General features: G+C 69.0%; 23 protein-coding genes. 6 read left to right on the plus strand and 17 right to left on the minus strand.

Features of this window, described 5'->3' with window-relative positions; all coding sequences use genetic code 11:
* Position 1: 1 nt before the first annotated feature.
* Together gluQRS and dksA are read right to left on the minus strand one after the other, a co-directional pair.
* Positions 2 to 937 (minus strand): tRNA glutamyl-Q(34) synthetase GluQRS, encoded by a 936-nt coding sequence (gluQRS, locus tag D571_RS0101445; protein ID WP_018934900.1) that lies wholly within the window; start codon positions 935 to 937, stop codon positions 2 to 4.
* 67 nt (positions 938 to 1004) lie between these two features.
* Positions 1005 to 1454 carry an RNA polymerase-binding protein DksA gene (dksA, locus tag D571_RS0101450; protein WP_018934901.1) on the minus strand — a complete coding sequence of 150 codons (450 nt, stop codon included), beginning with the start codon at positions 1452 to 1454 and terminating at the stop codon, positions 1005 to 1007.
* A 125-nt stretch (positions 1455 to 1579) separates the two neighbouring features.
* On the opposite strand from dksA, the gene D571_RS0101455 reads away from it, so the two are divergent.
* The gene (locus D571_RS0101455; protein ID WP_018934902.1) at positions 1580 to 2350 is read left to right on the plus strand and encodes an HAD family hydrolase; all 771 of its coding nucleotides are present in this window, start codon (positions 1580 to 1582) and stop codon (positions 2348 to 2350) included.
* 92 nt (positions 2351 to 2442) lie between these two features.
* Here the strand turns inward: D571_RS0101455 and D571_RS0101460 are convergent, their stop codons facing one another.
* From D571_RS0101460 to metG, 9 genes are all read right to left on the minus strand, one after another.
* A complete protein-coding gene (locus D571_RS0101460) occupies positions 2443 to 3132 on the minus strand; it encodes an electron transport complex subunit E (protein WP_018934903.1) in 690 nt (229 codons plus the stop codon).
* On the minus strand, positions 3129 to 3815 hold the full coding sequence (rsxG, locus tag D571_RS0101465) for an electron transport complex subunit RsxG (protein WP_018934904.1): 687 nt from the start codon (positions 3813 to 3815) through the stop codon (positions 3129 to 3131). The genes D571_RS0101460 and rsxG overlap by 4 nt, the downstream gene beginning before the upstream one ends.
* Complete coding sequence (gene rsxD, locus D571_RS0101470; protein ID WP_018934905.1) at positions 3812 to 4873, minus strand: electron transport complex subunit RsxD; 1062 nt, start codon at positions 4871 to 4873, stop codon at positions 3812 to 3814. The genes rsxG and rsxD overlap by 4 nt, the downstream gene beginning before the upstream one ends.
* The gene (gene rsxC / locus D571_RS0101475) at positions 4873 to 6603 is read right to left on the minus strand and encodes an electron transport complex subunit RsxC (protein WP_018934906.1); all 1731 of its coding nucleotides are present in this window, start codon (positions 6601 to 6603) and stop codon (positions 4873 to 4875) included. Before rsxC ends, rsxD begins: the two co-directional genes overlap by 1 nt.
* 10 nt (positions 6604 to 6613) lie before the next feature.
* Positions 6614 to 7186 carry an electron transport complex subunit RsxB gene (gene rsxB / locus D571_RS0101480; RefSeq protein ID WP_018934907.1) on the minus strand — a complete coding sequence of 191 codons (573 nt, stop codon included), beginning with the start codon at positions 7184 to 7186 and terminating at the stop codon, positions 6614 to 6616.
* A 1-nt stretch (position 7187) separates the two neighbouring features.
* On the minus strand, positions 7188 to 7766 hold the full coding sequence (gene rsxA, locus D571_RS0101485) for an electron transport complex subunit RsxA (protein ID WP_018934908.1): 579 nt from the start codon (positions 7764 to 7766) through the stop codon (positions 7188 to 7190).
* Between the two features lie 107 nt (positions 7767 to 7873).
* A complete protein-coding gene (locus tag D571_RS0101490; protein ID WP_018934909.1) occupies positions 7874 to 8614 on the minus strand; it encodes a hypothetical protein in 741 nt (246 codons plus the stop codon).
* The gene (gene mtnB, locus D571_RS0101495) at positions 8611 to 9234 is read right to left on the minus strand and encodes a methylthioribulose 1-phosphate dehydratase (protein ID WP_018934910.1); all 624 of its coding nucleotides are present in this window, start codon (positions 9232 to 9234) and stop codon (positions 8611 to 8613) included. The genes D571_RS0101490 and mtnB overlap by 4 nt, the downstream gene beginning before the upstream one ends.
* An 80-nt stretch (positions 9235 to 9314) precedes the next feature.
* Positions 9315 to 11363: a methionine--tRNA ligase gene (gene metG, locus D571_RS0101500; protein ID WP_018934911.1), complete on the minus strand. Its 2049-nt coding sequence runs from the start codon at positions 11361 to 11363 to the stop codon at positions 9315 to 9317.
* A gap of 556 nt (positions 11364 to 11919) precedes the next feature.
* Between metG and apbC the strand changes: the two genes are divergently transcribed.
* A complete protein-coding gene (gene apbC / locus D571_RS0101505) occupies positions 11920 to 13011 on the plus strand; it encodes an iron-sulfur cluster carrier protein ApbC (protein ID WP_018934912.1) in 1092 nt (363 codons plus the stop codon).
* 19 nt (positions 13012 to 13030) lie between these two features.
* The gene (gene dcd, locus D571_RS0101510; protein ID WP_018934913.1) at positions 13031 to 13597 is read left to right on the plus strand and encodes a dCTP deaminase; all 567 of its coding nucleotides are present in this window, start codon (positions 13031 to 13033) and stop codon (positions 13595 to 13597) included.
* Positions 13598 to 13614: 17 nt separating this feature from the next.
* Here dcd and D571_RS0101515 read toward each other — a convergent pair whose 3' ends face one another.
* Both D571_RS0101515 and D571_RS0101520 read right to left on the minus strand, forming a co-directional pair.
* On the minus strand, positions 13615 to 14544 hold the full coding sequence (locus D571_RS0101515) for a patatin-like phospholipase family protein (RefSeq protein WP_018934914.1): 930 nt from the start codon (positions 14542 to 14544) through the stop codon (positions 13615 to 13617).
* A gap of 41 nt (positions 14545 to 14585) precedes the next feature.
* Positions 14586 to 15017 carry a hypothetical protein gene (locus D571_RS0101520; protein ID WP_018934915.1) on the minus strand — a complete coding sequence of 144 codons (432 nt, stop codon included), beginning with the start codon at positions 15015 to 15017 and terminating at the stop codon, positions 14586 to 14588.
* Positions 15018 to 15161: 144 nt separating this feature from the next.
* Between D571_RS0101520 and D571_RS0101525 the strand changes: the two genes are divergently transcribed.
* A complete protein-coding gene (locus D571_RS0101525) occupies positions 15162 to 15638 on the plus strand; it encodes a YbhB/YbcL family Raf kinase inhibitor-like protein (protein WP_018934916.1) in 477 nt (158 codons plus the stop codon).
* A 1-nt stretch (position 15639) separates the two neighbouring features.
* On the opposite strand, the gene D571_RS0101530 is transcribed toward D571_RS0101525, so the two are convergent.
* The 4 genes from D571_RS0101530 to D571_RS0101545 are packed head-to-tail and all read right to left on the minus strand — an operon-like array spanning position 15640 to position 20655.
* The gene (locus tag D571_RS0101530) at positions 15640 to 16749 is read right to left on the minus strand and encodes an RNA ligase (RefSeq protein ID WP_018934917.1); all 1110 of its coding nucleotides are present in this window, start codon (positions 16747 to 16749) and stop codon (positions 15640 to 15642) included.
* Between the two features lie 50 nt (positions 16750 to 16799).
* Positions 16800 to 18461, minus strand: coding sequence for a Na/Pi cotransporter family protein (locus D571_RS0101535; protein ID WP_018934918.1), 1662 nt, complete (start codon positions 18459 to 18461; stop codon positions 16800 to 16802).
* Between the two features lie 33 nt (positions 18462 to 18494).
* Positions 18495 to 19892: an MBL fold metallo-hydrolase RNA specificity domain-containing protein gene (locus D571_RS0101540; protein WP_018934919.1), complete on the minus strand. Its 1398-nt coding sequence runs from the start codon at positions 19890 to 19892 to the stop codon at positions 18495 to 18497.
* A gap of 40 nt (positions 19893 to 19932) precedes the next feature.
* On the minus strand, positions 19933 to 20655 hold the full coding sequence (locus tag D571_RS0101545; RefSeq protein WP_018934920.1) for a hypothetical protein: 723 nt from the start codon (positions 20653 to 20655) through the stop codon (positions 19933 to 19935).
* 70 nt (positions 20656 to 20725) lie between these two features.
* Between D571_RS0101545 and D571_RS0101550 the strand changes: the two genes are divergently transcribed.
* Both D571_RS0101550 and D571_RS0101555 read left to right on the plus strand, forming a co-directional pair.
* Positions 20726 to 21991 (plus strand): methyltransferase domain-containing protein, encoded by a 1266-nt coding sequence (locus D571_RS0101550; protein ID WP_018934921.1) that lies wholly within the window; start codon positions 20726 to 20728, stop codon positions 21989 to 21991.
* 55 nt (positions 21992 to 22046) lie between these two features.
* Positions 22047 to 24455 (plus strand): DNA translocase FtsK, encoded by a 2409-nt coding sequence (locus tag D571_RS0101555; RefSeq protein WP_018934922.1) that lies wholly within the window; start codon positions 22047 to 22049, stop codon positions 24453 to 24455.
* Positions 24456 to 24522: the final 67 nt, after the last annotated feature.

The raw sequence follows: 24522 nt of genomic DNA on the forward strand, positions 1-24522 counted from the left end.
CTCAGTCCGTCGCCTCCGCCGGCCAGTGCAGTTCCGTCTGCAGCGGCAGGCGCCGTTCCAGAGGCCGGTGCTGCAGGCGCTCGAGGGCCTCCTGCAACTGGACCTCCGGGGCATCCGGGCAGTGCGGATCGGAGGGGGTGAGGTCGATCATTTCCAGCAGCCGTGCCAGCACCGCGCGGGCGGCGTCGTCGCGCACCGCGGCGGCCCCGGTGTGCTTGGACAGCTTGTCGCCGTCGTCGCTCACCAGCACCGGGTGGTGGGCATGCGCCGGCGCGGCCAGCCCCAGTGCCGCATACAGCTGCAGCTGACGGGCGGTCGATCCCAGCAGGTCGATGCCGCGTACCACGTCGGTTACGCCCAGCTCGTGATCGTCGATCACCGTCGCCAGTTGATAGGCATGCAGGCCGCCGGCGCGGCGGATCACGAAGTCGCCGCCGAGCGCCACCAGATCCAGACACAGCGGTCCCTGATACCGGTCTTCCATGGACCAGTGCCGGGTCACGGTGCGGGCACGGATCGCACGGCCCTCGCGTCCGGCGGGCAGGCCCGGGCGGCAGGTGCCCGGGTAGACCGGGCCCTCCCAGCCGGCCACGCCGGCGGCCCGGACCTCGCGCCGGGTGCAGGCGCAGGCAAAGGCATGGCCGGATCGCAGCAGGTGGTCGACGGCTGCGGCGTAGGCGTCGTCGCGGTTCGACTGGCGGGTGACCGGACCGTCCCAGTCCAGGGCCAGGGCGTCCAGGGTGACGAGGATCGCGTCCTCGGCTCCGGCGCGGACGCGCGGGAGGTCGATGTCATCGATGCGCAGATGCCAGCGCCCGCCGGCCGCGCGGGCGTCCAGCCAGGAGATCACGGCGGCCAGCACGGAACCGGCATGCAGGGGGCCCGAAGGGGTGGGCGCGAAGCGGCCGACGTACGGGCGGTCGGGCGCGGATGACATGCCGGGCGAAGCGGGGGACGGGCGGGTGCGGCCCGGTGCGGGCCGCACCGGGTCGCGCCGGGTCCCGTCACGCCATCTGCTTTTCCTTGATCTCGGCGAGCTGCTTGCAGTCGATGCAAAGCGTGGCCGTCGGACGGGCCTCCAGCCGACGGATGCCGATCTCCACGCCGCAGGCCTCACAGTAGCCGTAGTCGCCGCTCTCGATCGAGCGCAGGGCCTCGTCGATCTTCTTGCTCAGCTTGCGTTCGCGGTCGCGCTCGCGCAGCTCCAGCCCGAATTCCTCTTCCTGGGTCGCGCGGTCCGCCGGATCGGCGAAATTGGCCGCGTCCTGGCGCATGTGCCCCACCGTGCGATCCACCTCCTGAGCCAGTTCCTCGCGCCACGCCTCCAGAAGCTGGCGGAAATGCTCGAGCTGGTCCGGATTCATGTACTCTTCGTCCGGCTTCGCCTCGTAGGGCGCGATGCCCCCGGCGACCATGTGTTTCGTGGACGGCTTGCGGTCGGCGTCTTCAGCCATGCGGGTACTCTCCGGCTCGAAATGAAGGCGCACTTAGTACCAGAGACCGGGGGCGCAGGCAAGCCGTATGCCATCTTTTCATTTCATCAACATGTTCTGATTCACGCGTGGAGGCACTGATTCTCATGGCAACCCTGCAGGCCCTGATCTTCGACGTCGACGGCACCCTGGCCGACACCGAGCGCGACGGCCACCGGGTGGCCTTCAACCGGGCCTTTGCCGAGGCCGGACTGGACTGGGAATGGAGCGTGGAGCGCTATGGCGAGCTGCTGCGCGTGACCGGCGGCAAGGAACGCATCCGCCAGTACCTGACGGAAGACCACCCCGGGGTGCTGGAAGAACCGGGTATCGATGACCGCATCCGGGCCCTGCACGAGGCCAAGACCCGCCACTACGTCGCGATGCTGGAGGGCGGTGCGATCCCGCTGCGCCCGGGGGTAGAGCGCCTGCTGGACGAGGCCGCCGCGGCCGGGCTGCGCCTGGCGATCGCGACCACTACCACACCGGCGAACGTGACCGCGCTGCTGCGCGCGACCCTGGGCGAGGACGGGCCGGCGCGCTTCGAGGTGATCGCGGCCGGGGATATCGTCCCGGCGAAGAAGCCGGCGCCGGACATCTACACCCATGCGCTTGCGGAGATGGGCCTGACGGCCGCGGAGGCGCTGGCGCTGGAGGATTCGGACAACGGCGTGCGCTCGGCACGTGATGCCGGGCTGGAGGTGGTGGTCACCACCAACGATTACACCCGTGACCAGGATTTCAGCGGGGCGCTGGCGGTGCTGGACGGCTTTGGCGAACCGGGCGCCCCGGCGCGGTCACTGGCCGGGGCCGAGCTGCCCGGCGACGTGGTGGACGTGGCCACCCTGCGCCGCTGGTTCGACCACGCCCGGCCGTGAAATCGGCCGGAGGGCCGGCCTCCTACCGGTGGCAGGGTTTCATCCGTCGTAGGAGGCCAGCCTCTGGCCGATCCAGCGCGGCCGATCCGGCCCTAGCCGGCGGAAGGACCGGTCTCCGCCGCGGCGTCTTCGGCCGGCTCGGGGCCGCTCTCCATGGCTGCGTCGATCCAGTTCTTCACCGCGATCAGCAGGCCCATGGCGAGGAAGGCCCCGGGCGGCAGCAGCGCCAGCAGGAAGCCGTGTTCCTCGGGGAAGAACTCGATCCGCAGGGCATGGCCCCATTCGCCCAGCAGCAGGTGGAAGTCGGCGAACAGCGTGCCCTGGCCCAGCAGCTCGCGCAGCGCGCCCAGCGCGATCAGCACGCCGGTGAAGCCCAGCCCCATCATCAGCCCGTCCAGCGCGGCGCGCGGGACCGAGTTGCGCGAGGCAAAGGCCTCGGCGCGGCCGATGATCGCGCAGTTGGTCACGATCAGCGGGATGAAGATCCCGAGGATCAGGAACAGGCCGTGGAACCAGGCGTTCATCGCCAGTTCGATCGCGGTCACGATGGACGCGATGATCAGCACGTAGACCGGGATACGGATCTCCGAGCGCACGTGCTCGCGGATCAGCGACACGATCACGTTGGAGAGCAGCAGGGTCAGGGTGGTGGCGATGCCCAGGCCCACGGCGTTGACCACCGTGCCGGAGATCGCCAGCAGGGGGCACAGCCCCAGCAGCTGCACCAGGCCCGGATTGTTGTGCCACAGACCGTCACGGATGATGTCGGCGGGGGTGCTCATGGCGTTGTCTCCTGATCATCGTCGGGCGTGAGCGGCTCGATCACGGCCGCTCCCTCGCCGGGTTCGGTCGCCAGCAGTTCCTCGCGATGGGCTTCAAAATACTCCAGTGACCGGCGAACCGCATGCACCACTGCGCGCGGGGTGATGGTGGCGCCGGTGAACTGGTCGAAGGCGCCACCGTCGCGGCGCACGGTCCATTCGTCGGGCGGCGGGTCGCCCAGGCGACGGCCCTCGAAGTCGTGGATCCAGTCCGAGCGTCCGGCCTCGATGGCATCGCCCAGGCCCGGCGTCTCGCGGTGTTCCGAGACCCGCACGCCCAGCAGTTCGCCCTCGCGGTCGATGCCCACCAGCAGGTGGATATCGCCGCTGTAGCCGTCCGGGGCGACTGCGGAGACCACCAGGCCGATCACGTCGTCGTCGGCGTCGCGTGCAAACCAGGCCGGCAGGTTCGTGCCGCCGAGGTCCTCGTGGCTGAGGGTCGTGGTGTCGGTTACCGGTTCGTTGACGTAGTCCAGCTCGCCCAGCAGATCGGCGATGCGCTGGCGGTTGACCTCCATCCGGTTGGCCTCGATGCGCGCCTCGGTCCCGCTCTGCACCAGCGCGACCAGCCCGGTGCCCACCCCGGCGAAGGCGGCCAGCAGTGCGGTGGTGATCGCGATGTCTCGAGGACTGAGCCCGGTCACGGTCCGGCCCCCGGGGGTGGTCCGTTACCGCTTGAATGGCCGTAGATGCGTGGCCGGGTGAAGTGATCCAGGGTGGGCGCGACCATGTTCATGAGCAGCACCGCGAAGGCCACCGCGTCCGGGTAGCCGCCCCAGGCGCGGATCACGTAGATCAGCAGGCCGATGCCGGCACCGTAGAGGATGCGCCCCAGCTTGGTGGTGGCCGCGGATACCGGGTCGGTCGCGATGAAAAACGCCCCCAGGATTACCGCGCCACTGAACACGTGGAACGCCGGCGAGGCGTGGGCGCCGGGATCCAGGATCCAGAAGAACCCTGCGGGGATGGCCACTCCGAGGATCACCGCCAGCGGGATCTCCCAGCGGATCACGCGGCGGAACAGCAGGTACAGCCCGCCCAGCAGGAAGAAATTGCCGATCCATTCCCAGCCGGTCTCGGTGAAGCTGCCGAACACCGGGCTGGCGGTGACCTCGGAGACCGTGCGCCCGGAGACCAATCCCTCGCGCAGCGCGTCCAGCGGTGTGGCGCGCGTGATCGCATCCCATTCCATCCCCGCCGGCAGACTGCCGGTGAGCACTGTCTGCAGGCTCTGCCAGAGCCCCAGCGGCATCTGCGGCAGGGTCTCGGGGGCCGGCCACAGTGCCATCTCGCGCGGGAACGAGACCAGCACCACCACGTAGCCGACCATCGCCGGATTGAACGGGTTGTAGCCCAGCCCGCCGTAGAGATGTTTGGCGACCACGATGGCAAAGGCGATGCCGATCAGCGTGATCCAGAACGGCGCCAGCGGCGGGATGGCCAGGGCGAACAGCCAGCCGGTCACGATGGCCGAGTTGTCGGCCAGGGTGGGCCCCACCGGGCGCCGGCGCAGGGCGACCATGGCCGCCTCCAGCGCCACCGCGAAGCCCACCGCCAGGGCGACGTTGATCAGTACCCCCCAGCCGAAGAACCAGGTCATCGCGAGGGTACCGGGGATCAGGGCCAGCAGGACCTGCTGCATCACCCCGCCCACCGAGTGGCGCGGGATCACGTGCGGCGAGGATTCGGTGCGAAAGCGCATCAGCGTCCGTGCTCCTGGCGGTCGTCCGTGGCGTCGGTGGTGTCCGCAGCATCCGTGTCTTCGGAGCGGCCGGTCGCGCCGGTCTCCGCGGGTTCGGTTCCCGGGCCGGTGTCGTCGGGGGTGTCGGAGTGGTTCCCGGAGTGGCCCTCGGGAGCATCCCCGGTGGAACCCTCGGAAGAATCGGTGGCGTCCGCCTGGCCCTTGCGCGCCGCCTTGCGTGCCCGCGAGCGTTCCAGCGCCGCCTGGATGGCGGCCTGCTTGTCGTCGTCCTGGCCTTCCTTGCTCTTCACCGCGGCCTTCTTCTTCGCCAGTTTCTCGGCCTTTTCGCGCTCCTCGCGTTCCAGCCGGGCCTGACGGAATTCGTAGCGGTCGCGTGCCACATCCGATTTCTGGCGTTCCTTCTCGCGGGTCCAGATCTCGTGCTTGGCATAGCGGTAGTACTGCACCAGCGGGATGTTGCTGGGGCAGACATGCGCGCAGCAGCCGCATTCGATGCAGTCGAACAGGCCGTAGTCCTGGATGGCGTCAAAGTCCTTGGCCTTCGCCTGCCAGTACAGCTGCTGCGGCAGCAGCCGGGCAGGGCACACCGCCGCGCATTCGCCGCAGCGGATGCAGGGCATGCGCGGGCCGGGGGAGGGGGTGTCCTGCGGGCGTGTGGCCAGCAGGCAGTTGGTGCCCTTGATCACCGGCAGGGCGTCGTCGTGCACCGCGAAGCCCATCATCGGCCCGCCCATCACCAGCCGGTCGACCTCGGCGTCGTAGCCGCCGGCCGCGGCCACCAGTTCGGCGAACGGCGTGCCGATCAGCGCGTTGACGTTGCGCGGCCTGTGCACTCCGGGCCCGGTGACGGTGACCATGCGCGAGACCAGCGGCCGGCCCTGGATGACTGCGTCGCAGATCGCGCGGAAGGTCCCCGGGTTGTGGCAGACCATGCCCAGATCGGCCGGAAGCCCGCCGCTGGGGACCTCGCGACCGGTCAGGACCTGGATCAGCTGACGCTCCCCGCCGGTGGGATAGATGGTGGGGATGGAGACCAGCTCCAGGCGGTCCGCCAGTTCCGCGGGCGCGGTCTCGGTCAGGACGCGCATGGCCTCCGGCATGCTGTCTTCCACCGCGAACAGGATACGCTCCACCCCCAGCAGGTGGGCGACGATACGGATGCCTTCGAAGACCGCCTCGGGCGCGGTGCGCATCAGCATGTCGTCGGCGCTGATCCAGGGTTCGCACTCGGCGCCGTTGACGATCAGGGTGTGGATGTTCTGCCCGGCACGCGGGTTGAGCTTGACCGCGGTGGGGAACGCCGCCCCGCCCAGGCCCACCACGCCCGCCTCGCGGATGCGCTCGCGCAGCCGGCGGCTGTCGCGGGTGTCCCAGTCCAGCCATGGCTCCATGCGGGTGTCGCCCCATTCGTCGCGGCCGTCTGCGCGGATCACCACGCAGGGGGCGGACAGGCCCGAAGGGTGCGGGACCGGGTACTCGCCGATGTCCTCCACCACGCCCGAGGTGGGGGCGTGCACGTGCGCCGCGATGTAGCCGGCGGCCTGACCGATGCGCTGGCCCTTGGTCACGCGGTCGCCGACCTGCACGCAGGGCTCGGTGGGATCGCCGATGTGCTGGCACAGCGGGACCGTCAGGCGTTCGGGCACGCCCATGGTCAGCACCGGCTCGGCGGTGCTCGCTTCCGTGTTGTCGGCCAGTTTCAGGCCGCCATGAAAACGGTGCAGCTGCATGGTTGCGGTATCAGGCGGAGGCCCGCGGTTCGTCGCGCGGCCGTTCGATGGGCGAGGGTTCGGGTTCCGACCAGCCCCATTCGCTGATGTCGGTCTCCACCGGCACCATGTAGATGCAGTCCACGGGGCAGGGTTCGATGCACAGCTCGCAGCCGGTGCATTCTTCCTCGATGACGGTGTGCATCTGCTTGGCCGCGCCGACGATCGCATCCACCGGGCAGGCCTGGATGCACAGGGTACAGCCGATGCACAGGTTCTCGTCGATCACCGCGACGGTCTTTTCCTGTTCCTCTTCCTCCAGCGGCTTGGGCTCGCGGTCGAGCAGATCGGCCAGGGCCTGAACCGTGGCCTGCCCGCCGGGCGGGCAGCGGTTGATGTCGGCCTCGCCGGCGGCGATGGCCTCGGCGTAGGGGCGGCAGCCGGGGTAGGAACACTGCCCGCACTGGGTCTGTGGCAGCAGCGCGTCGATCTGGTCCACCACCGGGTTGCTCTCCACGCGAAAGCGCTGCGCGGCGTAGCCCAGCACCAGGCCGAACAGGCCGGCCAGCGCGGTGATGGCGAGTATGGCGATCAGGATATCCATGTCAGGTGGTCACCAGCCCGGAGAAGCCCATGAAGCCCAGCGACATCAGGCCCGCGGTGACCATCGCGATCGCGCTGCCACGAAACGCCACTGGAACGTCGGCGACCGCGATGCGTTCGCGGATCGCCGAGAACAGGATCAGCACCAGCGAGAAGCCGACCGCCGCGCCAAAGCCGTACAGCGCCGACTCGACGAAGTTGTGCGCCTCCTGCACGTTCAGCAGGGCCACGCCCAGCACCGCGCAGTTGGTAGTGATCAGCGGCAGGAAGATCCCCAGCACGTTGTACAAAAGCGGCGAGGTCTTGCGCACCACCAGCTCGGTGAACTGGACCACGGCCGCGATCACCAGGATGAACGCGATGGTCCGCAGGTATTCGAGGTCCAGCGGGGCGAGGACGAATTCGTTGATGACATAGGAGGTCACCGCCGACAGCGTCAGCACGAAGGTCGTGGCCAGGCCCATGCCGGTGGCCGTCTCGACCTTGCGCGAGACCCCCATGAACGGACAGAGACCCAGGAACTTCACCAGGACGAAGTTGTTCACCAGGATCGTGCTGATGAGGATCAGTACGTATTCCAAGTCGGCTCCCGCCCGTGATTTCCGAGTAAAAGAGTCAACATAGTATCGACCCCGGTGGATGGCACCTCAACCCTGCCCCGGCCACGGTCTTGCGCCGGGCTGCCGGTTCAGGTGGTGCTGCCCCAGTTGGCGGCCAGTTCGGCCAGGGTGGCGATCGGATGATCGCTGGCTGTGTCCGTCCCGGTCGCCGACCCGCCGGACGCCGGCAGGCATGCGGTTCGCAGCCAGCCCTGGCGCGCGGCATCCAGCTGACGGCTGTCCGGTGACAGGACCAGCACCTGTTCGGGCTCGAGGCCGCTCTCGGTTACCAGACGACCGAAGCTGCCGGCATCCCGCCGACCGCCCATGCGGGTGTCGAAAAAGCCGGCCAGGCGGGCCTCGAAATTGCGGTCCGGGCCGCGCCGCAGCCATTCGCGCTGGGTCGTCACCGGTGTGGCGCCGAAGCTGTAGATCGCGATGCCGGCCCGCGCCAGCCGTGTCAGGGCGGCTACCGTGTCCGCGTCCAGCTCGGGGCGCAGGGCCCCCTGTTCCAGGATCTCGGTCCAGATCAGGCCTTCGAGCTGGCGCAGCGGGCTGATGTCCTGACCCGCGCGGATCCAGGCGTCGATGCGCACGCGCAGTTCGGCCTCGTCCATCTCGCGCCCGGCATAGGCCCGCAGGTCGGCCAGGGTGCGCCGCACCAGCGGGTCGTCCGCGCGCTGTTCCAGGAACGGGCCCAGCTCCTCGCGGGCGCGTGGTTCCAGCGTGGCCGGCAGCACGTCGACCGGGGCCAGCACGCCCTCGAAGGCGAGCACCACCGCGCGCGGCGCGGGATGCGCGGGTTCGGTGCGGATCGCCTGCGTGTTCATGGGTGCAGCTGACGCGCGAGGATCTCGCATTCGAACATGAATTCGAAGGCCTCGACCCGCTGGATCGCGGTCTCCACCGTGTGGCTCCAGGTGTACAGGCCGTGGCCGGCGATCAGGTAGCCCGCCAGGTCCGGCTGCTGGCTCATGCGCGCGTCCACCTGCGCGGCCAGTTGCTGCACGTTGGGGTCGTTGGCGAATACCGGGATGTCGATGCCGTCGGCGGGGTTCTCCACCACCGGCAGCTCGCGCAGGACCTCGTAGTCACTCAGATGGAATCCGCCCGGGAGCTGGCGCGAGAGCACCGTCGCGTTGGCCGAGTGGGTGTGCAGGACCGCACCCAGATCCTGGTCGCGGCGGTACATGATGATGTGCAGGAAGGTCTCCGGCGAGGGCGTGCGCTCGGCCGGCGACAGCAGGTTGCCGTCGAGGTCGACGATGATGAAGTCGTTCTCGTCGAGCATGTCCTTCTGGCGTCCGGGGGCCGAGACCACGATGTGGCGGTCGTCCAGGCGCGCGGAAAAGTGCCCGGCGCGGGCGGGCAGCCAGCCGCGGGCCGCGAGACGCGCGCCGGCGTCGGCGAGCAGGCTCACCTGGGCCTTGAATTCGAGACTGTTTTCCATGCGTCCCTTGTTGGCAAAAGGCGGTCAGCTTACGCGAGCACCGGATGCAAATCCATGATCGGCGTCAGCGGCAGGCGCGACTACTTGATGCGCATGCCCGGCCGGGCCCCGTCGTCGGGGCTCAGGATCCACAGCTCCTCGCCCCCGGGACCGGCGGCCAGCACCATCCCTTCGGAGACGCCGAAACGCATCTTGCGCGGGGCGAGGTTGGCGACCATCACGGTGTGGCGGCCGACCAGGTCCTCGGGGGCATAGGCCGACTTGATCCCGGCGAAGACCTGGCGGCGTTCGCTGCCGATGTTGAGTTCCAGGCGCAGCAGCTTGTCCGCGCCCTCCACGTGTTCCGCGACCTCGATGCGGGCGACCCGCAGGTCGACCCGGGCGAAGGTGTCGAAGTCGATGGTGTCGGCGATCGGGTCCACCGCCGGGTCGGGTTCCGCATCCCCGGTTGCCCCGCTCGCCTCGGCCTCGCCGCCGCCAAGCGACGCCTTCGAGGCCTCCAGAAGGCCTTCCACGGTGCTCCCTTCGATGCGCGTCATCAGCGGCTTGAAGCGTTCGATCCGGCCGCCGGTCAGGGGGCGCGCGCGTGCCGTCCAGGAGAGGTCGTCCTCGCGCAGGAAGGCTGCCGCTTCGTTCGCCAGCTTCGGCAGCACCGGTGCGAGATAGATGATCAGTATGCGGAACAGGTCCAGCCCCTGGGTGTTGATGGCCTGCACCTCGGCCTCGCGCCCGGGCTCCTTCGCCAGCACCCAGGGCCGGGCCTCGTCGATGTACTGGTTGGCCTGGTCGGCCAGCGCCATGATGCGGCGCATGGCCTGGGCGAATTCGCGGTTCTCGTAGGCCGCGGCGATCGCCTCGCCCTCGTCGACGAACGCCTGGTGCAGGTCGGGGCGCGGCAGTTCGGCGGCCAGCTGGCCGTCGAAGCGCTTGGTGATGAAGCCGGCACAGCGGCTGGCGATGTTGACCACCTTGCCGACCAGATCGGAGTTCACCCGCTGGATGAAGTCGTCGAAATTGAGGTCGAGGTCGTCGACCCCGGCACCCAGCTTGGCGGCGAGGTAGTAGCGCAGGGCCTCGGGATTCAGGTGGTCGAGGTAGTCGCGGGCGCGGATGAAGGTCCCGCGCGACTTCGACATCTTGGCGCCGTTGACGGTCAGAAAGCCGTGGCAGAACACCGCCGAGGGCGTGCGATAGCCCGCGCCGTGCAGCATGGCCGGCCAGAACAGGGTATGGAAGTAGGCGATGTCCTTGCCGATGAAATGGTAAAGCTCGGCATCGGAATCCGGCCGCCACCAGGCGTCGAAGTCCTCGCCGTGTTCGCGCGCCCAGGCGCGAAAGCTCGCCATGTAGCCGATGGGCGCATCCAGCCACACGTAGAAGTACTTGCCCGGCGCCTCGGGGATCTCGAAGCCGAAGTAGGGCTCGTCGCGGGAGATGTCCCAGTCGCTCAGCCCGGCCTCGAACCATTCCTCCAGCTTGTTGCGGATCGCGTCCTGCAGGCGTCCGGAGCCCGTCCATTCGCGCAGGAAGGCCTCGAAGTCGGCCAGGCGGAAGAAGAAATGTTCCGACTCGCGCGACTCGGGGGTGACCCCGCTGATGGCCGACACCGGCTCCTGCAGCTCCATCGGGCTGTAGGTCGCGCCGCAGGCCTCGCAGGAGTCGCCGTACTGCTCCTCGGCCCCGCATTTCGGGCAGCGGCCCTTCACGAAGCGGTCGGGCAGGAACATCCCGGCCTCGGGGTCATAGGCCTGATCGATGGTGCGGGTGGCGATATGCCCGGCGTCGCGCAGGGCGCGGTAGATCTCGCCCGCCAGTTCGCGGTTCTCCGCCGAATGCGTGGAATGGTAGTGGTCGAAGCCGATGTGGAACTCGGCGAAATCCGCCTCGTGCTCCTCGCGCACGCGCTCGATCAGGGTCTCGGGTTCGATGCCCTCGGCGCGCGCCTTGAGCATGATGGGCGTGCCATGGGCATCGTCCGCGCAGACGTACACCACCTCGTGGCCACGGGCGCGCTGGAAACGGACCCAGATGTCGGTCTGGATGTACTCCACCAGATGGCCGAGGTGGATCGGTCCGTTGGCGTAGGGCAGGGCGCTGGTGACGAGGATCTTGCGCGACGTGTCGGTCATGGGCTCGGATTCGGGGGGTTCGGCGGAAACCGGACATTGTCCGGTGTGGCCGACGGTATGTCGAGCGTTGGTGTGTCCGGGGCGCCGGCCGCCGGGCCTGGCCGCTCTTCCGTTCCGTGCCGATCTGGCTGCCGTGGCTGCGCCCGGCCCCAACCGGGGGGAACCGGGGGCTGTCAAGTCCCGTTCTTGTCCACAGAACCTGTGGATAACTTTGTGGGTAACGCCGTGGCATGTCTCCGCAGCCCTTGTCCGGGCGCGCTTTTTTCCGGATTGGTCAAAAATCGTCCACCAATACAAAAATCTTTAATAAACAAGTATTTAAAAAATACATGTTCAGTGTCATGAAGGGTTTTTTCGGTATCCCGGGCGATCGCGCGGGCCGAGCGCCCGGGATGTGCACAAAATCGACAATGTGTCCCTCTCGGGGCTTGACAGAACACGTCCGGGACCCGGGCCAGCGACCCCGATGGGATGTTCGTCGTGCGGCAATTGGCGTCCCCCGTCCGGGGCAGTAGAATCGCGCGATCACACCCCACTCAACGGAAACCGGGCAACCATGGCTGAACTGACGCGCGAGCAGATCGAATCCGCCCTGAAACAGGTTCAGGACAAGTACCTCGAGACCGACCTGGTGAGTGCCGGGCAGGTGAGGGACATCCGCATCGACGGCTCGCGGGTCGCGGTGGAGCTCGAGCTGGGCTATGCCGCTTCCGGCTACCACGACGAGCTGCGTACCGCAGTGGAGCAGGCGGTGCGCGGAGTGAACGGCGTTGGCGCGGTCGAGGTGAACGTGGGCTGCAACGTCACCAGCCACGCGGTCCAGAAGAGCCTCAAGCCGATGTCCGGGATCAAGAACATCATCGCCGTGGCCTCGGGCAAGGGCGGTGTCGGCAAGTCCACCACTGCGGTCAATCTGGCGCTGGGCATGGCCGCCGAGGGCGCGCGCGTCGGGATCCTCGACGCCGACATCTATGGCCCTTCCCAGCCACGCATGCTGGGCATCAAGGACAAGCCGGAGTCGAAGGACGGCAAGCACATGGAACCGCTGGAGCGCCACGGCGTGCAGGCGATGTCCATCGGCTTCCTGATCGACGAGGATACGCCGATGATCTGGCGCGGGCCGATGGTGACCCAGGCGCTGGAGCAGCTGCTCAACGAGACCAACTGGCAGGACATCGACTACCTGATCATCGACCTGCCGCCGGGCACCGGGGACATCCAGCTGACCCTGTCGCAGAAGATCCCCGTCTCCGGCTCGGTGATCGTGACCACCCCGCAGGACATCGCCCTGCTGGACGCGCGCAAGGGCCTGCGCATGTTCGAGAAGGTCGAGGTCCCGGTGCTGGGCGTGATCGAGAACATGAGTATCCACATCTGCTCGAAATGCGGTCACGAGGAGCACATCTTCGGCCAGGGGGGCGCGGAGAACATGTCCGAGGAATATGGCGTGGACCTGCTGGGGGCGCTGCCGCTGGACATCCGCATCCGCGAGCAGGCCGACGGCGGCGAGCCCACCGTGATCGCCGATCCCGACGGCCGCATCGCCGAGATCTACCGCGAGATCGCGCGGCGCACCGGGGCGAAGCTGGCGGAACAGGCGAAGGACTACAGCAGCAAGTTCCCCAACATCGTGATCCAGAACAATTGATGATGGCGGGCGTTCAGGGATGACCATCAAGTCCGATCGCTGGATCCGCCGCATGGCCGAGTCCGAGGGGATGATCGATCCCTTCGAACCCGGCCAGATCCGCTATCGCGAGGACCAGCGCATCGTCTCCTACGGCACGTCCAGCTATGGCTACGACGTGCGCTGCTCGGATCACTTCAAGATCTTCACCAACATCAATTCGAGCATCGTCGACCCCAAGGGCTTCGACGAGGGCAGCTTCGTCGACGTGCATGCCGACGTCTGCATCATCCCGCCCAATTCCTTCGCGCTCGCGCACACGGTGGAGTACTTCCGCATCCCGCGCGACGTGCTGACCATCTGCCTCGGCAAGTCGACCTACGCCCGCTGCGGCATCATCGTCAACGTGACCCCGCTGGAACCCGAGTGGGAGGGCCACGTGACGCTGGAGTTCTCCAACACCACGCCGCTGCCGGCCAAGGTGTATGCCAATGAAGGCGTGGCGCAGATGCTGTTCCTGCAGTCTGACGAGGAGTGCGAGACCTCGTACAAGGACCGCGGGGGCAAGTACCAGGGCCAGCGCGGGGTCACGCTGCCGCGCACCTGAGACTGGCCGGGGTTTTCTTACCGCTCCAGCGCGAAACGCCGCTCGGCCAGCTCGTAACCCAGATCGATCATCTCCCGCGCACGGTGGAAATCGAACACCCCGCAGGCGTTCACGGGTACCTCGATCAGGTGCTCGGGGTTGTAGGCGGCCACGCGGAAACGCGCGATGCTGCCCTGCATGGCCTCGATGGAATGCGAGACCATGTCGATCAGGCCCAGCGCCCGCGCCTCCTGCTCCTCGGTCAGACGCGAGTCGGTCTCGCCCAGCCCCAGTCGCCCCTGCCAGTCCTGCAGCCAGGAACCGATGCGGTCGGGCAGCACGTCGCGCGCGCTGCGCAGGCCGTCGCGCAGGCGAGTGGTGGCGGAATCCCCCTGATGAGACCCGGGGGAGCCACGTTTCGGGCCCAGACGCTCGTCCACCCGTCCGTTGAGGCTGACCGCGATCGTGACGTCGCTGTCGTCATACAGGGTCGGCGCGATGGGGACCGGGTTGAGCAGGCCGCCGTCCACCAGCAACCGCCCGTTCAGGCGCACCGGCGTGAAGACCGTGGGGATGGCGATGGACGCGCGAATCGCGTCGAACAGCGCCCCTTCGTTGAGCCACACCTCCCGCTCGCGTTCGATGTCCGTGGCCACCGCGGTAAAGCGGATGGGCAGATTGCGGATGTCGGTATCGCCCAGCATCTCGCGGAGCTTTTCGATCAGGCGTTCACCGCGGAACAGACCGGCACCGGAAAACGAGAAATCCAGCAGCCGCCAGACGTCCTGGCGCCGCAGGGTGCACACCCATTCCTCGTAGGTGTCCAGCTGCCCGGCGGCATAGATGCCGCCGACCACCGCCCCCATGGAGGAGCCGGCAATCGTCCGGATCTCGTAGTTCGCGTGGTCTTCCAGCCAGCGGATGACCCCGATCTCGGCGAGACCGCGGGCCCCGCCGCTGCCGAGCACCAGCGAGACGGTCCTGGGTGGTTTCGGCACGGCGCGGTTCCTCAGTTCCGTTCGGGGTCAAGCAGATGGTCGTGCAGGGCGGTGGCCTGTTCGCCGGCCGGCTCCTCGATGCGGATCTGCCAGACGGCGGCGGGGTGGTCCGGCGACCAGTCGCTGAACACGATCAGCCCGGCGTACGGGCCGGATCCGGTGATTCGGCCGTGGACCAGACGGCCTTCGTCGTTCGCCTCCAGCCGGATGCTGAACTCCGCGGCCGGGGCCGGGAGGATCCAGTGGCCGTCGCGGCCATGCTGGAGAAATTCCTCGTCGGAAGGCAGGACCGAGTCACCGAAATGGCGGACCAGCAGGGGCTGCGCGAGCCGGTGCGGGAGGCCCAGTACGGTCTCCACGCGGGCACGGCCGCGATCCACGGCGCGCGCGGCGTCGTCCAGCGGGTCCCTTCGACGGAATAAATTGCGCAGCCGGCTAAGCATCACGGCCCGATGATCCCCGAGTCCCCGCAGGGCTGCAAACACGCATCCCGGGGGCGGGGAATGCCACAGGGTGCGGGTTGGGGCTGGCGTGTGAGCGGGCGGGCGTCTACGGTGGGAGGGGACATTTTCCGGCAGGAGGTCTTCATGGGTTTTGCCCTTTCCGAGATGCAGCTGAGCAGTCCCGAATTCGGGCCGCGCGGGCCCATCCCGGCCCGGTACACCGGCGAGGGCGAGGATGTCTCCCCGCCGCTGGCGTGGCGCGGCGCACCCGAGGGGACCCGTGGATTCGCGATCCTCTGTCACGATCCCGATGCCCCGCTGGTCAAGCCCGGGTCTTATGGCTTCGTGCACTGGGTACTGTACAACCTCCCGCCCGATGTCACCGAGCTGGAGGCCGGTACCTCGCTGGGGACCACCGGGCACACGGACTTTGACCGCAACGGTTACGGCGGGCCGATGCCCCCGGGCGGTCATGGGGTGCATCACTATTTTTTCTGGGTCATGGCCCTGGATGCCGATCTGCAGGCCCCGCCCGGACTGACCATGGAGCAGTTCCTGGAGCGTGCCGAACCGCACGTGATCGCCATGAACCGGCTGGTGGGTACCTACACCCGCGACTGATTCAGTCGAACTGGGAGTCGCCGCGCAGGGCCGAGGCCAGGGTGCCGGTCATGCGGTCGAAGCGGCGCTCCAGATCCACCCGCCAGTAGCCCTCCCGCGCGCCCGATTCGGGCTGCGGGCTGGCGGGGTCGACGCGCACGTGGCGCCCGCCGGTGGCGCGCATGTGCTCGATGAAGCGCAGGGCGTTGGCATGCTCGCGGAAACGGCAGCGGTAGTGCTGACCGACGTGGCCGATCCGCTCGCTGGAGGCCACCGCGTCGGCCATGCCCTCGAGGAAGGCGCGCCCCAGGGCGCGCTCGATCTCCGGATCCCCGGTACGTCCGTGCTCGGTGAGGAAGATCGCCAGGCGCATCAGCCGATGGGTGAAATACTCCGGTGGCAGGTCCAGCAGCTGTCCGCCGCAGACCCGGATGTCGTTGATGCAGGACCGGCCGGTCACGTATTTGGCGCGCACGCCGTTGTCCTCGGCCTTCAGCACCAGTCCTTCCACGCCGCGCGAATCCAGCTCCAGGATCTGCTCGCGCAGGGGCTCGGGATCGTCCGGGTGGAACCGCCCGTGCTGCGGCGGCAGGGGCAGAGCAAAACGTTCGGCCATGCCCCGGGTCTTGGCATGCGGCAGGAAGCCCGCGTGGTCGCGGCGCATCATGTCGAACACGAACACTCCGATGTCGTCCTCCACCTGGGCGCTGGTGCCCTCCATGTACGGGGTGTCGGGCCCGGCGATCTCGGCGCACAGGATCAGCTCCGGGTCTTCCTCGAATACCCGCGGATCGATGAAATCCGGCACCCGGTCGGTGGCGAACGGGCACACGAAGCCGCCGCGCGAGAAGGCGTAGATCGCGTCGCCCTCGCGCAGGATGCGCACGTTGAAGCCGTCGATCTTCTCCTCGGCGTGGAACGGTCCGTCGAACTGGCGCGGCAGGCCGGCGGCCAGCGACTGGATGCGGGCGATGGACGGGTAGGCGGGCAGCACGCGCCCGCCCGGCAGCACCACGCTGCCGCGTGCGAAGCCGCCGACGCTCTCCAGCAGGCGGTAGGAGGTCAGGTCCGCGAACTGCTGCTCGCGGGCGCGGCCCTGTTCCAGGGCCTGTTCCAGGGTTGCGGCGTCCATGCCCCAGTGTATCGCCCCGGCTGCGGGCGCGTACATCGCGCCGGCACGCCTCAGCCCGGCCCGTTGCCGGCGAGGGCGTGCAGGGCGGTCCCGCGCTCGTGCGCCCGGGCTGCCTGACCGGCCAGGCGCCGGGCGAGGCTGATGATACGCAGCTGGCGGTCCATCTCCGCCATCGACAGCGCGCCGAAGGTGCCCTCGCGCAGCAGCGCCGCCTTGAGTTCCTGATAGGCGGCTTCAACGTCCTCCACCGCGCGGGACACCTCCTCCGCGGGCGTCCCGGCCGTCTCCTCGTCGGCCTCCAGGCGGGCCCAGTCCAGGGCGCGGATCACGCGGCCCTGCCAGGCACGGCGCCGCGCGGTCATCTCCGCAGTGGTGTCGTCGCTGGCGTTACGGCGCAGTTCGGCGATCTCGGCGGCGCGCGCGGCGATGTCCTGATGGTAGCGGGCGACCCGCACCGCCTCGGCGATCCCTTCGGCCGTGGCGTCCGCCATCGATACCCGACCGGCGCGGTTCGCGAACTCGCCGATGGCCTCCACCAGTCGTTCGACGACGTCGAGCCGCTGACGCAGGCCCGATTCGGCCGGCGGGGTCTCGGCGAGGGCGTCGCGCGCCATGCGGTAGGCCAGTTCGCCGGCGCGGTCGACCTCCATGGTGAGTGACTGCAGGGCCAGTTCCGGGACCCGGGCGCTGCTGTCGTCGAGGTGGCGGGGCCGGGCCTCGTCCAGATCCGCGCCGCCGAAGTGGCGCTGCAGCCGCCGGATCATCGGTCGGGCCAGCGGGATCATCAGGATCACGCCGAGCACGTTGAACGCGGTGTGGAACAGCGCCAGCAGCATGGCCGGGGCGGGGGCGGCCTCCGGTCCGCCCCAGGTCCATTCAATGGCGGCAAGGAACCATGGCAGCATCAGCAGGGCCACGATCGCGGTCAGGCCGTTGAACAGTACGTGTGCGGCGGCCACGCGCTTGGCGTTGGCGGTGGCGCCGATCACCACCAGCACCGCCTTGACCGTGGTCCCGAGGTTGGAGCCGATGACCGCGGCGGCGGCCGCCTCCAGGGGGATCGCGCCGCTCATCGCGGCGGTCAGGGCCATGGCCATGGCCGCCGACGAGCTCTGCATGGCCAGCGTCAGCAGCATGCCGATGGCGACCATGATCACCAGGCCGAGGAAGCCGGGGCGTGCCAGCGCCCCCAGGTCCACGGTGTCGCCGAGATCCACGAAAGTGACCCGCAGCACGTCGATGCCGAGGAACAGCAGGCCGAACCCCGCGAGCGCGAGCCCCAGGTAGGGCAGGCGCGTGCCGCGGGTGATGATGTACATCAGCGCGCCCGCGCCAATCGCCGGCAGGGCAAAGGCCTCGATGCGGATCTCAAGCCCGAGGATGGACACCAGCCAGCCGGTCACGGTGGTGCCCACATTGGAACCGAAGATGACCCAGACCGACTGGCCGAGGGTCAGCAGGCCCGCGTTGGCGAAGCCGATGATCGCCAGGGTGACGGCGCTGGAGGACTGCACCAGCGCGGTCACGCCCACGCCGGTGGCCAGCGCCCGGCTGCGGCTGCGGGTCCAGCTGCCGAGGATCCGGCGCAGGGCCTTGCCCCCGGCGGTGCGCAGACCGTCGGTGAGCAGGTGCATGCCCAGCAGGAACAGGCCCAGTCCGCCGAGGAAGCCGGCGATCAGCGCGAGGGCGCCGGTTTCGGGGGCACCGGTCATGGGTGTGCCCCTGCGCCCGGGATCGGGCGGCGGCTACAGCTCGATGGTGTCACCATAGTCCGGGATGCGGGCATCCAGTTCGCGGTCGCGCAGGGCCTTTGCCAGCGCCTCGCGCGCCTCCGGTTCGCCGTGTACCAGATGGAAGACCGGCCGTTCCCGAAAGGCCGCCGCCCAGTCGATCAGCTGTGACTGGCCGGCATGCGCGGAGAGCCCGCCCAGGGTGTGCACATGGCCCTTCACCGCGATGTCCTCGCCATGAATCTTCACCGAACGGGCCCCATCCACCAGTCGCCGACCCAGGGTCCCGGCGGCCTGAAAGCCCACGATGACCAGATGCGTGCTGCGGCGCTCGAGGTTGTATTTCAGATGGTGGCGGATGCGCCCGCCGTTGCACATCCCGGCCCCGGCGATGATGATCGCGCCGCCGGAGATGCGGTTGATGGCCATGGATTCTTCCACCGTGCGGGTGAACTGCAGCGGCGGGAGGTATTCCCGGGTGTTGCCGTTGGCCGCCTCATGCAGGCGGTCCAGGTCCTCGGAATTGAGGGCGTCGCGGCAGCGTGCGTACAGCTCGGTGACGCGGATGCCCATCGGGCTGTCGAGGAAGATCTTCTGCTGCGGCACGCGCCCGGCGTGGTGCAGCAGGCCGAGGTGATAGAGGATCTCCTGGGTACGGCCCACGGCGAAGGCCGGGATCAGCACGTTGCCGCCGTCGTCCCAGGCCTCCTGCAGGATCTGCGCGAACTCGTCGATGGTTTCTTCCAGCGGGCGATGGTCGCGGTCGCCGTAGGTACTCTCCAGCAGGACGTGGTCGGCGCGTTCCAGACGCTCCGGGTCGTGCATCAGGGCCGAATCGGGGTTGCCGAGGTCGCCGGAGAAGACCAGCCGCCGCTCGCGGCCGCCGGAGGATACCACCAGCTCGACGATCGCGGCCCCGAGGATGTGGCCGGCGTCGTGGAAGGTCAGGCGCGCGCCGCCCTCCAGATGCCGGGTTTTCCCGTAGTTCAGGGTCTCGCACAGCTCGAGCGCGGTCTCCACGTCCTGTTCGTCGTACAGCGGTTCCAGCAGCTCGCGGTCGTTGCGTGCGCGCCACTTGTTCTCCCACTCGATGTCCTTCGCCATCACGAAGGCCGAGTCGCGCAGCATGATGTCCAGCAGTTCGAGGGTGCCGGGGGTGCAGTAGACCGGCCCGCGAAAGCCGTCGCGTACCAGTTTCGGCAGCAGGCCCGAGTGGTCCAGATGGCCGTGCGACAGGATCACGGCGTCGGTGTTCGCGGCCACCTCGGCCAGCGAGGCGCGATTATGCTCGTCGGCGTCGCTGCCGCCCTGCTGCATGCCGCATTCGAGCAGGTAACGGGCGTGGTCGGTATCGATGCGATAGCGCGAACCGGTGACCTCGCCGGTGGCGCCCTGAAAGGTAAGCTGTGCCATGCCGCGCAGTGTACCGGCTTTGCCCGGGCGGGCGCAGGGGTCAGTCGTCGCCGTCTTCCAGCAGCCGATCGATCTGCTCCGGCTTGAGTCCGGCCACCCCGCGCAGCGGCAGCACCAGCCCCAGGCCGCGCCCGTGCGCGGTGAGCCCCAGCTCGGTGTCCAGCGTGGTGCGCAGGCGTTCGGCGTGGCCGGTCTCCAGTACCGCCAGCAGCAGGGTGCGGGCACCCTCGTAGTGCAGGCTGAGGATGCGCGGATGGTGGTCGGTGGTGGCGTTGCGCGCGTCCATGAGCGTCAGCCCGGCGCCGCCGCCCCGGCGCACGATCTCCACCGCCGCATCGCGATCGGCGTCCGGGAACATCACCGCCAGCAGTGCCAGCGGCAGCTCGGTGGCCGTCGGGGGCGGTTCGTGTCCGGGCGAGGCCGGGACCTGCGCCCGGGCACTGGCCATGTCCAGCAACGCCTCGGTGTCGTCGGAGGCTTCCAGGGTGAAGGCCAGCCCGTTGTAGGGCTGCAGCAGGTCGAGTTCGAGGTTCAGTCGCCGCGCGATGCGCTCGGCGCGCGCCGGATCGGTCTTCCAGAAGCACACCGATTCCAGTCCCTGGTAGGTCACGCCGAAAAAGCGCATGTGCTCGGGAAAGCCGATGCCGAAGCCTTCGTGCAGCGAGGGTTTCGGTGCGCCCTCCTCGGCGGCGATATGCACGGCACGTTCCTCCAGGTCGCCGGCGATCACGGCGACGAGCAGGGCAGGCAAAGGCTCGGTCATGGCTCCCTCCGGGTGGCCGCATACGGGCGGTTCGCCGCATGATAACGCAGGGAATCGAAAGGAGAGCGCCGTGCTGGATCCGTTTGTACCCGAGTCGAACATTGTCGAGATCCCGGATGCCGGGGCACTGTCGGCAGGAGGGGCGGCCGATGTCGGCTGGACGCTGGACTGGAGCAGCGGCGAGGCCCGCCATCGCGAATGCCTTTACCTCCCGCGCCTGGATCCCGAACGGGATCTCTCGCCTGCCGGCATGGGTTCCGGCCTGATCGGCAGCTCGCCGGGCGAGGTCTGCGAGTGGCCGGTGGCGTCCCTGATCCCGGCCGCCGATCCCGCTCGGGTCGTGGAGTTGCCGCCGACGGCCTTCAACCGGCGGCTGCGGCGCCACCGGGTGGTCGAGCCGCGGGCCGGAAGGTTCTATCCGCGGGCGTTCATCGCCGGGCATGCCGGGATCGAGAAAGGGGACCGGGCCCTGTTTCGCGTGGGGGCCCTCGAAGAGGACCACCTGCTGGCGGACCTGAACCACCCCCTCGCGGGGCGCGAGCTGCGTCTGACCGGTCGGGTGCTGTGCGTACATCCCGAAGGCCGCGAGGGGTCCCCGGTCGACGTGACCGGGCGGCTGACCGAACGCGGGCCCGGGATGCAGGCCCGCTGGCGCGGCGTGCCGACGGATTTCTGGAGCGGTGGCGCCTGCGAGCGGGAGGATCCGGCGGACGATGCGGCGTTCTACGCCCGGCCGCGCATGGTCCACCATCTGGATGCCACCGCGCGTGCCGGGGTCGCGGCACTGTACGCCGCGCTGGTGCCGCCGGGGGCGCGGGTCCTGGATCTCATGGCGAGCTGGGCATCGCATCTGGACGGGGTTGCCGAACCGGAGGCGGTCGTCGGTCTGGGCATGAACCGGGAAGAGCTGGCCGCGAACCCGCTGCTGAACCAGGCCTTGGTGCAGGACCTGAATACCCATCCCCGCCTGCCGTTCCCGGCGGACAGCCTGGACGCCGTGGTCTGTACCGCTTCGGTCGAGTATCTGACCCGGCCCGGCGCGGTCTTTGCTTCGGTGCGGGAGGTGCTGCGTCCCGGTGGCGTGTTCGTGGTGACGTTTTCGGATCGCTGTTTTCCCACCAAAGCGATTGCGGTCTGGGAACGGCTGTTCGACTTCGAGCGCATGGGGCTGGTGCTGGACCGGTTCCTGGAGGCGGGGTTCGTGGACCCGGCCACGTTCAGCCTGCGCGGTCTGCCGCGGCCCGCGGACGACCCCTACGCCGGACGCCTGGATCACGCGGATCCGGTGTTTGCGGTCTGGGGCACAAGTCCCCACGGGGACGCTCTGAACCGGTAAACTGCACCCTGATTCGAGATGCCCGCGCTGGCGGGCCGGCACCGACGGGGAGCGCATGGCCGCAAGCAAGGCCAAATCCACAGGCAAGGGGCAGAAATCCGGCCCGAAGTCGAGTCCGAAGGCCGATCAGGGCGCGGGCGCGAACAAGGGGCGCGGCCGCGCCGCCCGGACGGCGGAATCTCCGGGCCCCCCCACGCTCAGCGGGCAGCTGCTGCGCGGGCTGCGCGAGGGCGCGCTGCTGATCTTCGGCATGCTGGCGTTGTACCTGCTGGTGGCGCTGATCACCTACCACCCCGGGGACGCGGCCTGGTCGACCACCGGCGACGGCGGCGGGACGCGCAACCTGGGCGGGACCGCCGGGGCGTGGTTCGCGGATATCGCCTTCCATCTGCTGGGCTACCTGGGCTATCTGATCCCGCTGGCGGTGGCCGGCATCGGCTGGTGGCTGTTCCGTCACCGTCGGGATGCGCGCATGGCCAGCCCGCTGGAGGTGGCCCTGCGCGGTACTGCACTGGTGGTGGCGCTGATCGCCGGCTCGGCGCTGGCGGCCCTGCATCTGCTGCCGGGGGCGATGCCGGTGCACGCCGGCGGGATCCTCGGCGACCTGTTCGGGGGCTGGGCGGTCGCCGGGCTGGGGCTGGTCGGCGGCACGCTGGTGCTGCTGGCCCTGTTCCTCGCCGGGGTCACGCTGTTCACCGGGCTGTCGTGGTTTGCGCTGATGGACGGTCTGGGGCGTGCGCTGGTGCGCGGCTGGGAGGCCGCGAGAGCGCGGCTGGAGCTGGCGCGCGATCGCCGCATCGGCCGGCAGCAGCGGGCCGGGCGCGAAGAACGCGTGGAGAAGGAGCGCAAGCGCACCGCCGACCGTCCGCCGAAACGGGTGGAGCCCAAGGTCGAGGCCCCGCCGCCCAGCCCGCGGGTGGAGAAGGAAAAGCAGGTCCCGCTGTTCACCGCCGGCGAGGGCGCCGATCCGATCCCGCCGCTGGGCCTGCTGGACGAACCCCCGGCGGCCTCCGAGGGTCATTCGGAAGAGGCGCTGCAGGCACTGTCGCGACAGGTCGAGCTCAAGCTGAAGGACTTCGGCGTGGAGGTCGAGGTGGTCGCGGTGCAGCCGGGGCCGGTGATCACCCGCTTCGAACTGCAACCGGCCCCGGGGGTCAAGGCCTCGCGCATCTCCGGCCTGTCCACCGACCTGGCGCGTTCGCTGTCGGTGATCGCGGTGCGCATCGTCGAAGTGATCCCCGGGCGGTCCACCGTGGGGCTGGAGATCCCCAACGACAACCGCGAGATCGTCGCGCTCAGCGAGATCCTGCGTTCGGAGAAGTTCGACGCCGGCAAGTCGCCGCTGACCATGGCCCTGGGCAAGGACATCGGCGGCGCGCCGGTGATGGCCGATCTGGCGAAGATGCCGCATCTGCTGGTGGCCGGCACCACCGGTTCCGGCAAGTCGGTGGGCGTCAACGCGATGCTGCTGTCGCTGCTGTACAAGGCCACGCCGGAAGAGGTGCGGCTGATCCTGATCGACCCCAAGATGCTGGAGCTGTCGGTCTACGAGGGCATCCCGCATCTGCTGTGCCCGGTGGTTACCGACATGAAGGACGCCTCCAACGCCCTGCGCTGGGCGGTGGGGGAGATGGAACGGCGCTACAAGCTGATGTCCGCGATGGGGGTACGCAACATCGGCGGCTTCAACAAGAAGGTGCGCGACGCGCGCGCCGCCGGCGAGCCGCTGAAGGACCCGCTGTTCGACCCGGCGCAGTCGGTCACCGAGACCGAGGCGCCGGACCTGGAGCCGCTGCCGTTCATCGTGATCGTGGTCGACGAGTTCGCCGACATGATGATGGTGGTGGGCAAGAAGGTGGAGGAGCTGATTGCGCGCCTGGCGCAGAAAGCGCGCGCGGCCGGGCTGCACCTGATCCTGGCGACCCAGCGGCCGTCGGTGGACGTGATCACCGGCCTGATCAAGGCCAACATCCCCAGCCGCATCGCCTTCCAGGTGTCCTCGCGGGTGGACTCGCGCACCATCCTCGACCAGATGGGGGCGGAGCACCTGCTGGGGCATGGCGACATGCTCTACCTGCCGCCGGGCAAGGCCATGCCGGAGCGCGTGCACGGGGCGTTCGTGGGCGATAACGAGGTGCACCAGGTGGTGGAGTACCTCAAGTCCACCGGCGAACCCGACTACAACGAGGCGATCCTCGACGAGCCGGAGGCCGGCGCGGCGGCGATCCCGGGTCTGGAATCGGGTGAAGGGAACGATTCGGAAGCCGATCCGCTCTATGACCAGGCGGTGCAGATCGTCACCGAGTCGCGCAAGGCCTCGATCTCGTATGTGCAGCGACGGCTGAAGATCGGGTACAACCGCGCCGCGCGCATGGTCGAGGACATGGAGGCCGCCGGGCTGGTCAGCCCGGTGCAGTCCAACGGCAACCGTGAGGTGCTGGTGCCCGACCGCTCGCAGGAGTGACGACCCCGCCGCCGCAGTCATCCGGGGTTAAGCCGGGCACACGCAATCTGTCGATCCAGAAAGACTC

The organism is Thioalkalivibrio sp. ALJ24 (genome assembly GCF_000377785.1).
In the GTDB taxonomy this organism is placed as follows: domain Bacteria; phylum Pseudomonadota; class Gammaproteobacteria; order Ectothiorhodospirales; family Ectothiorhodospiraceae; genus Thioalkalivibrio.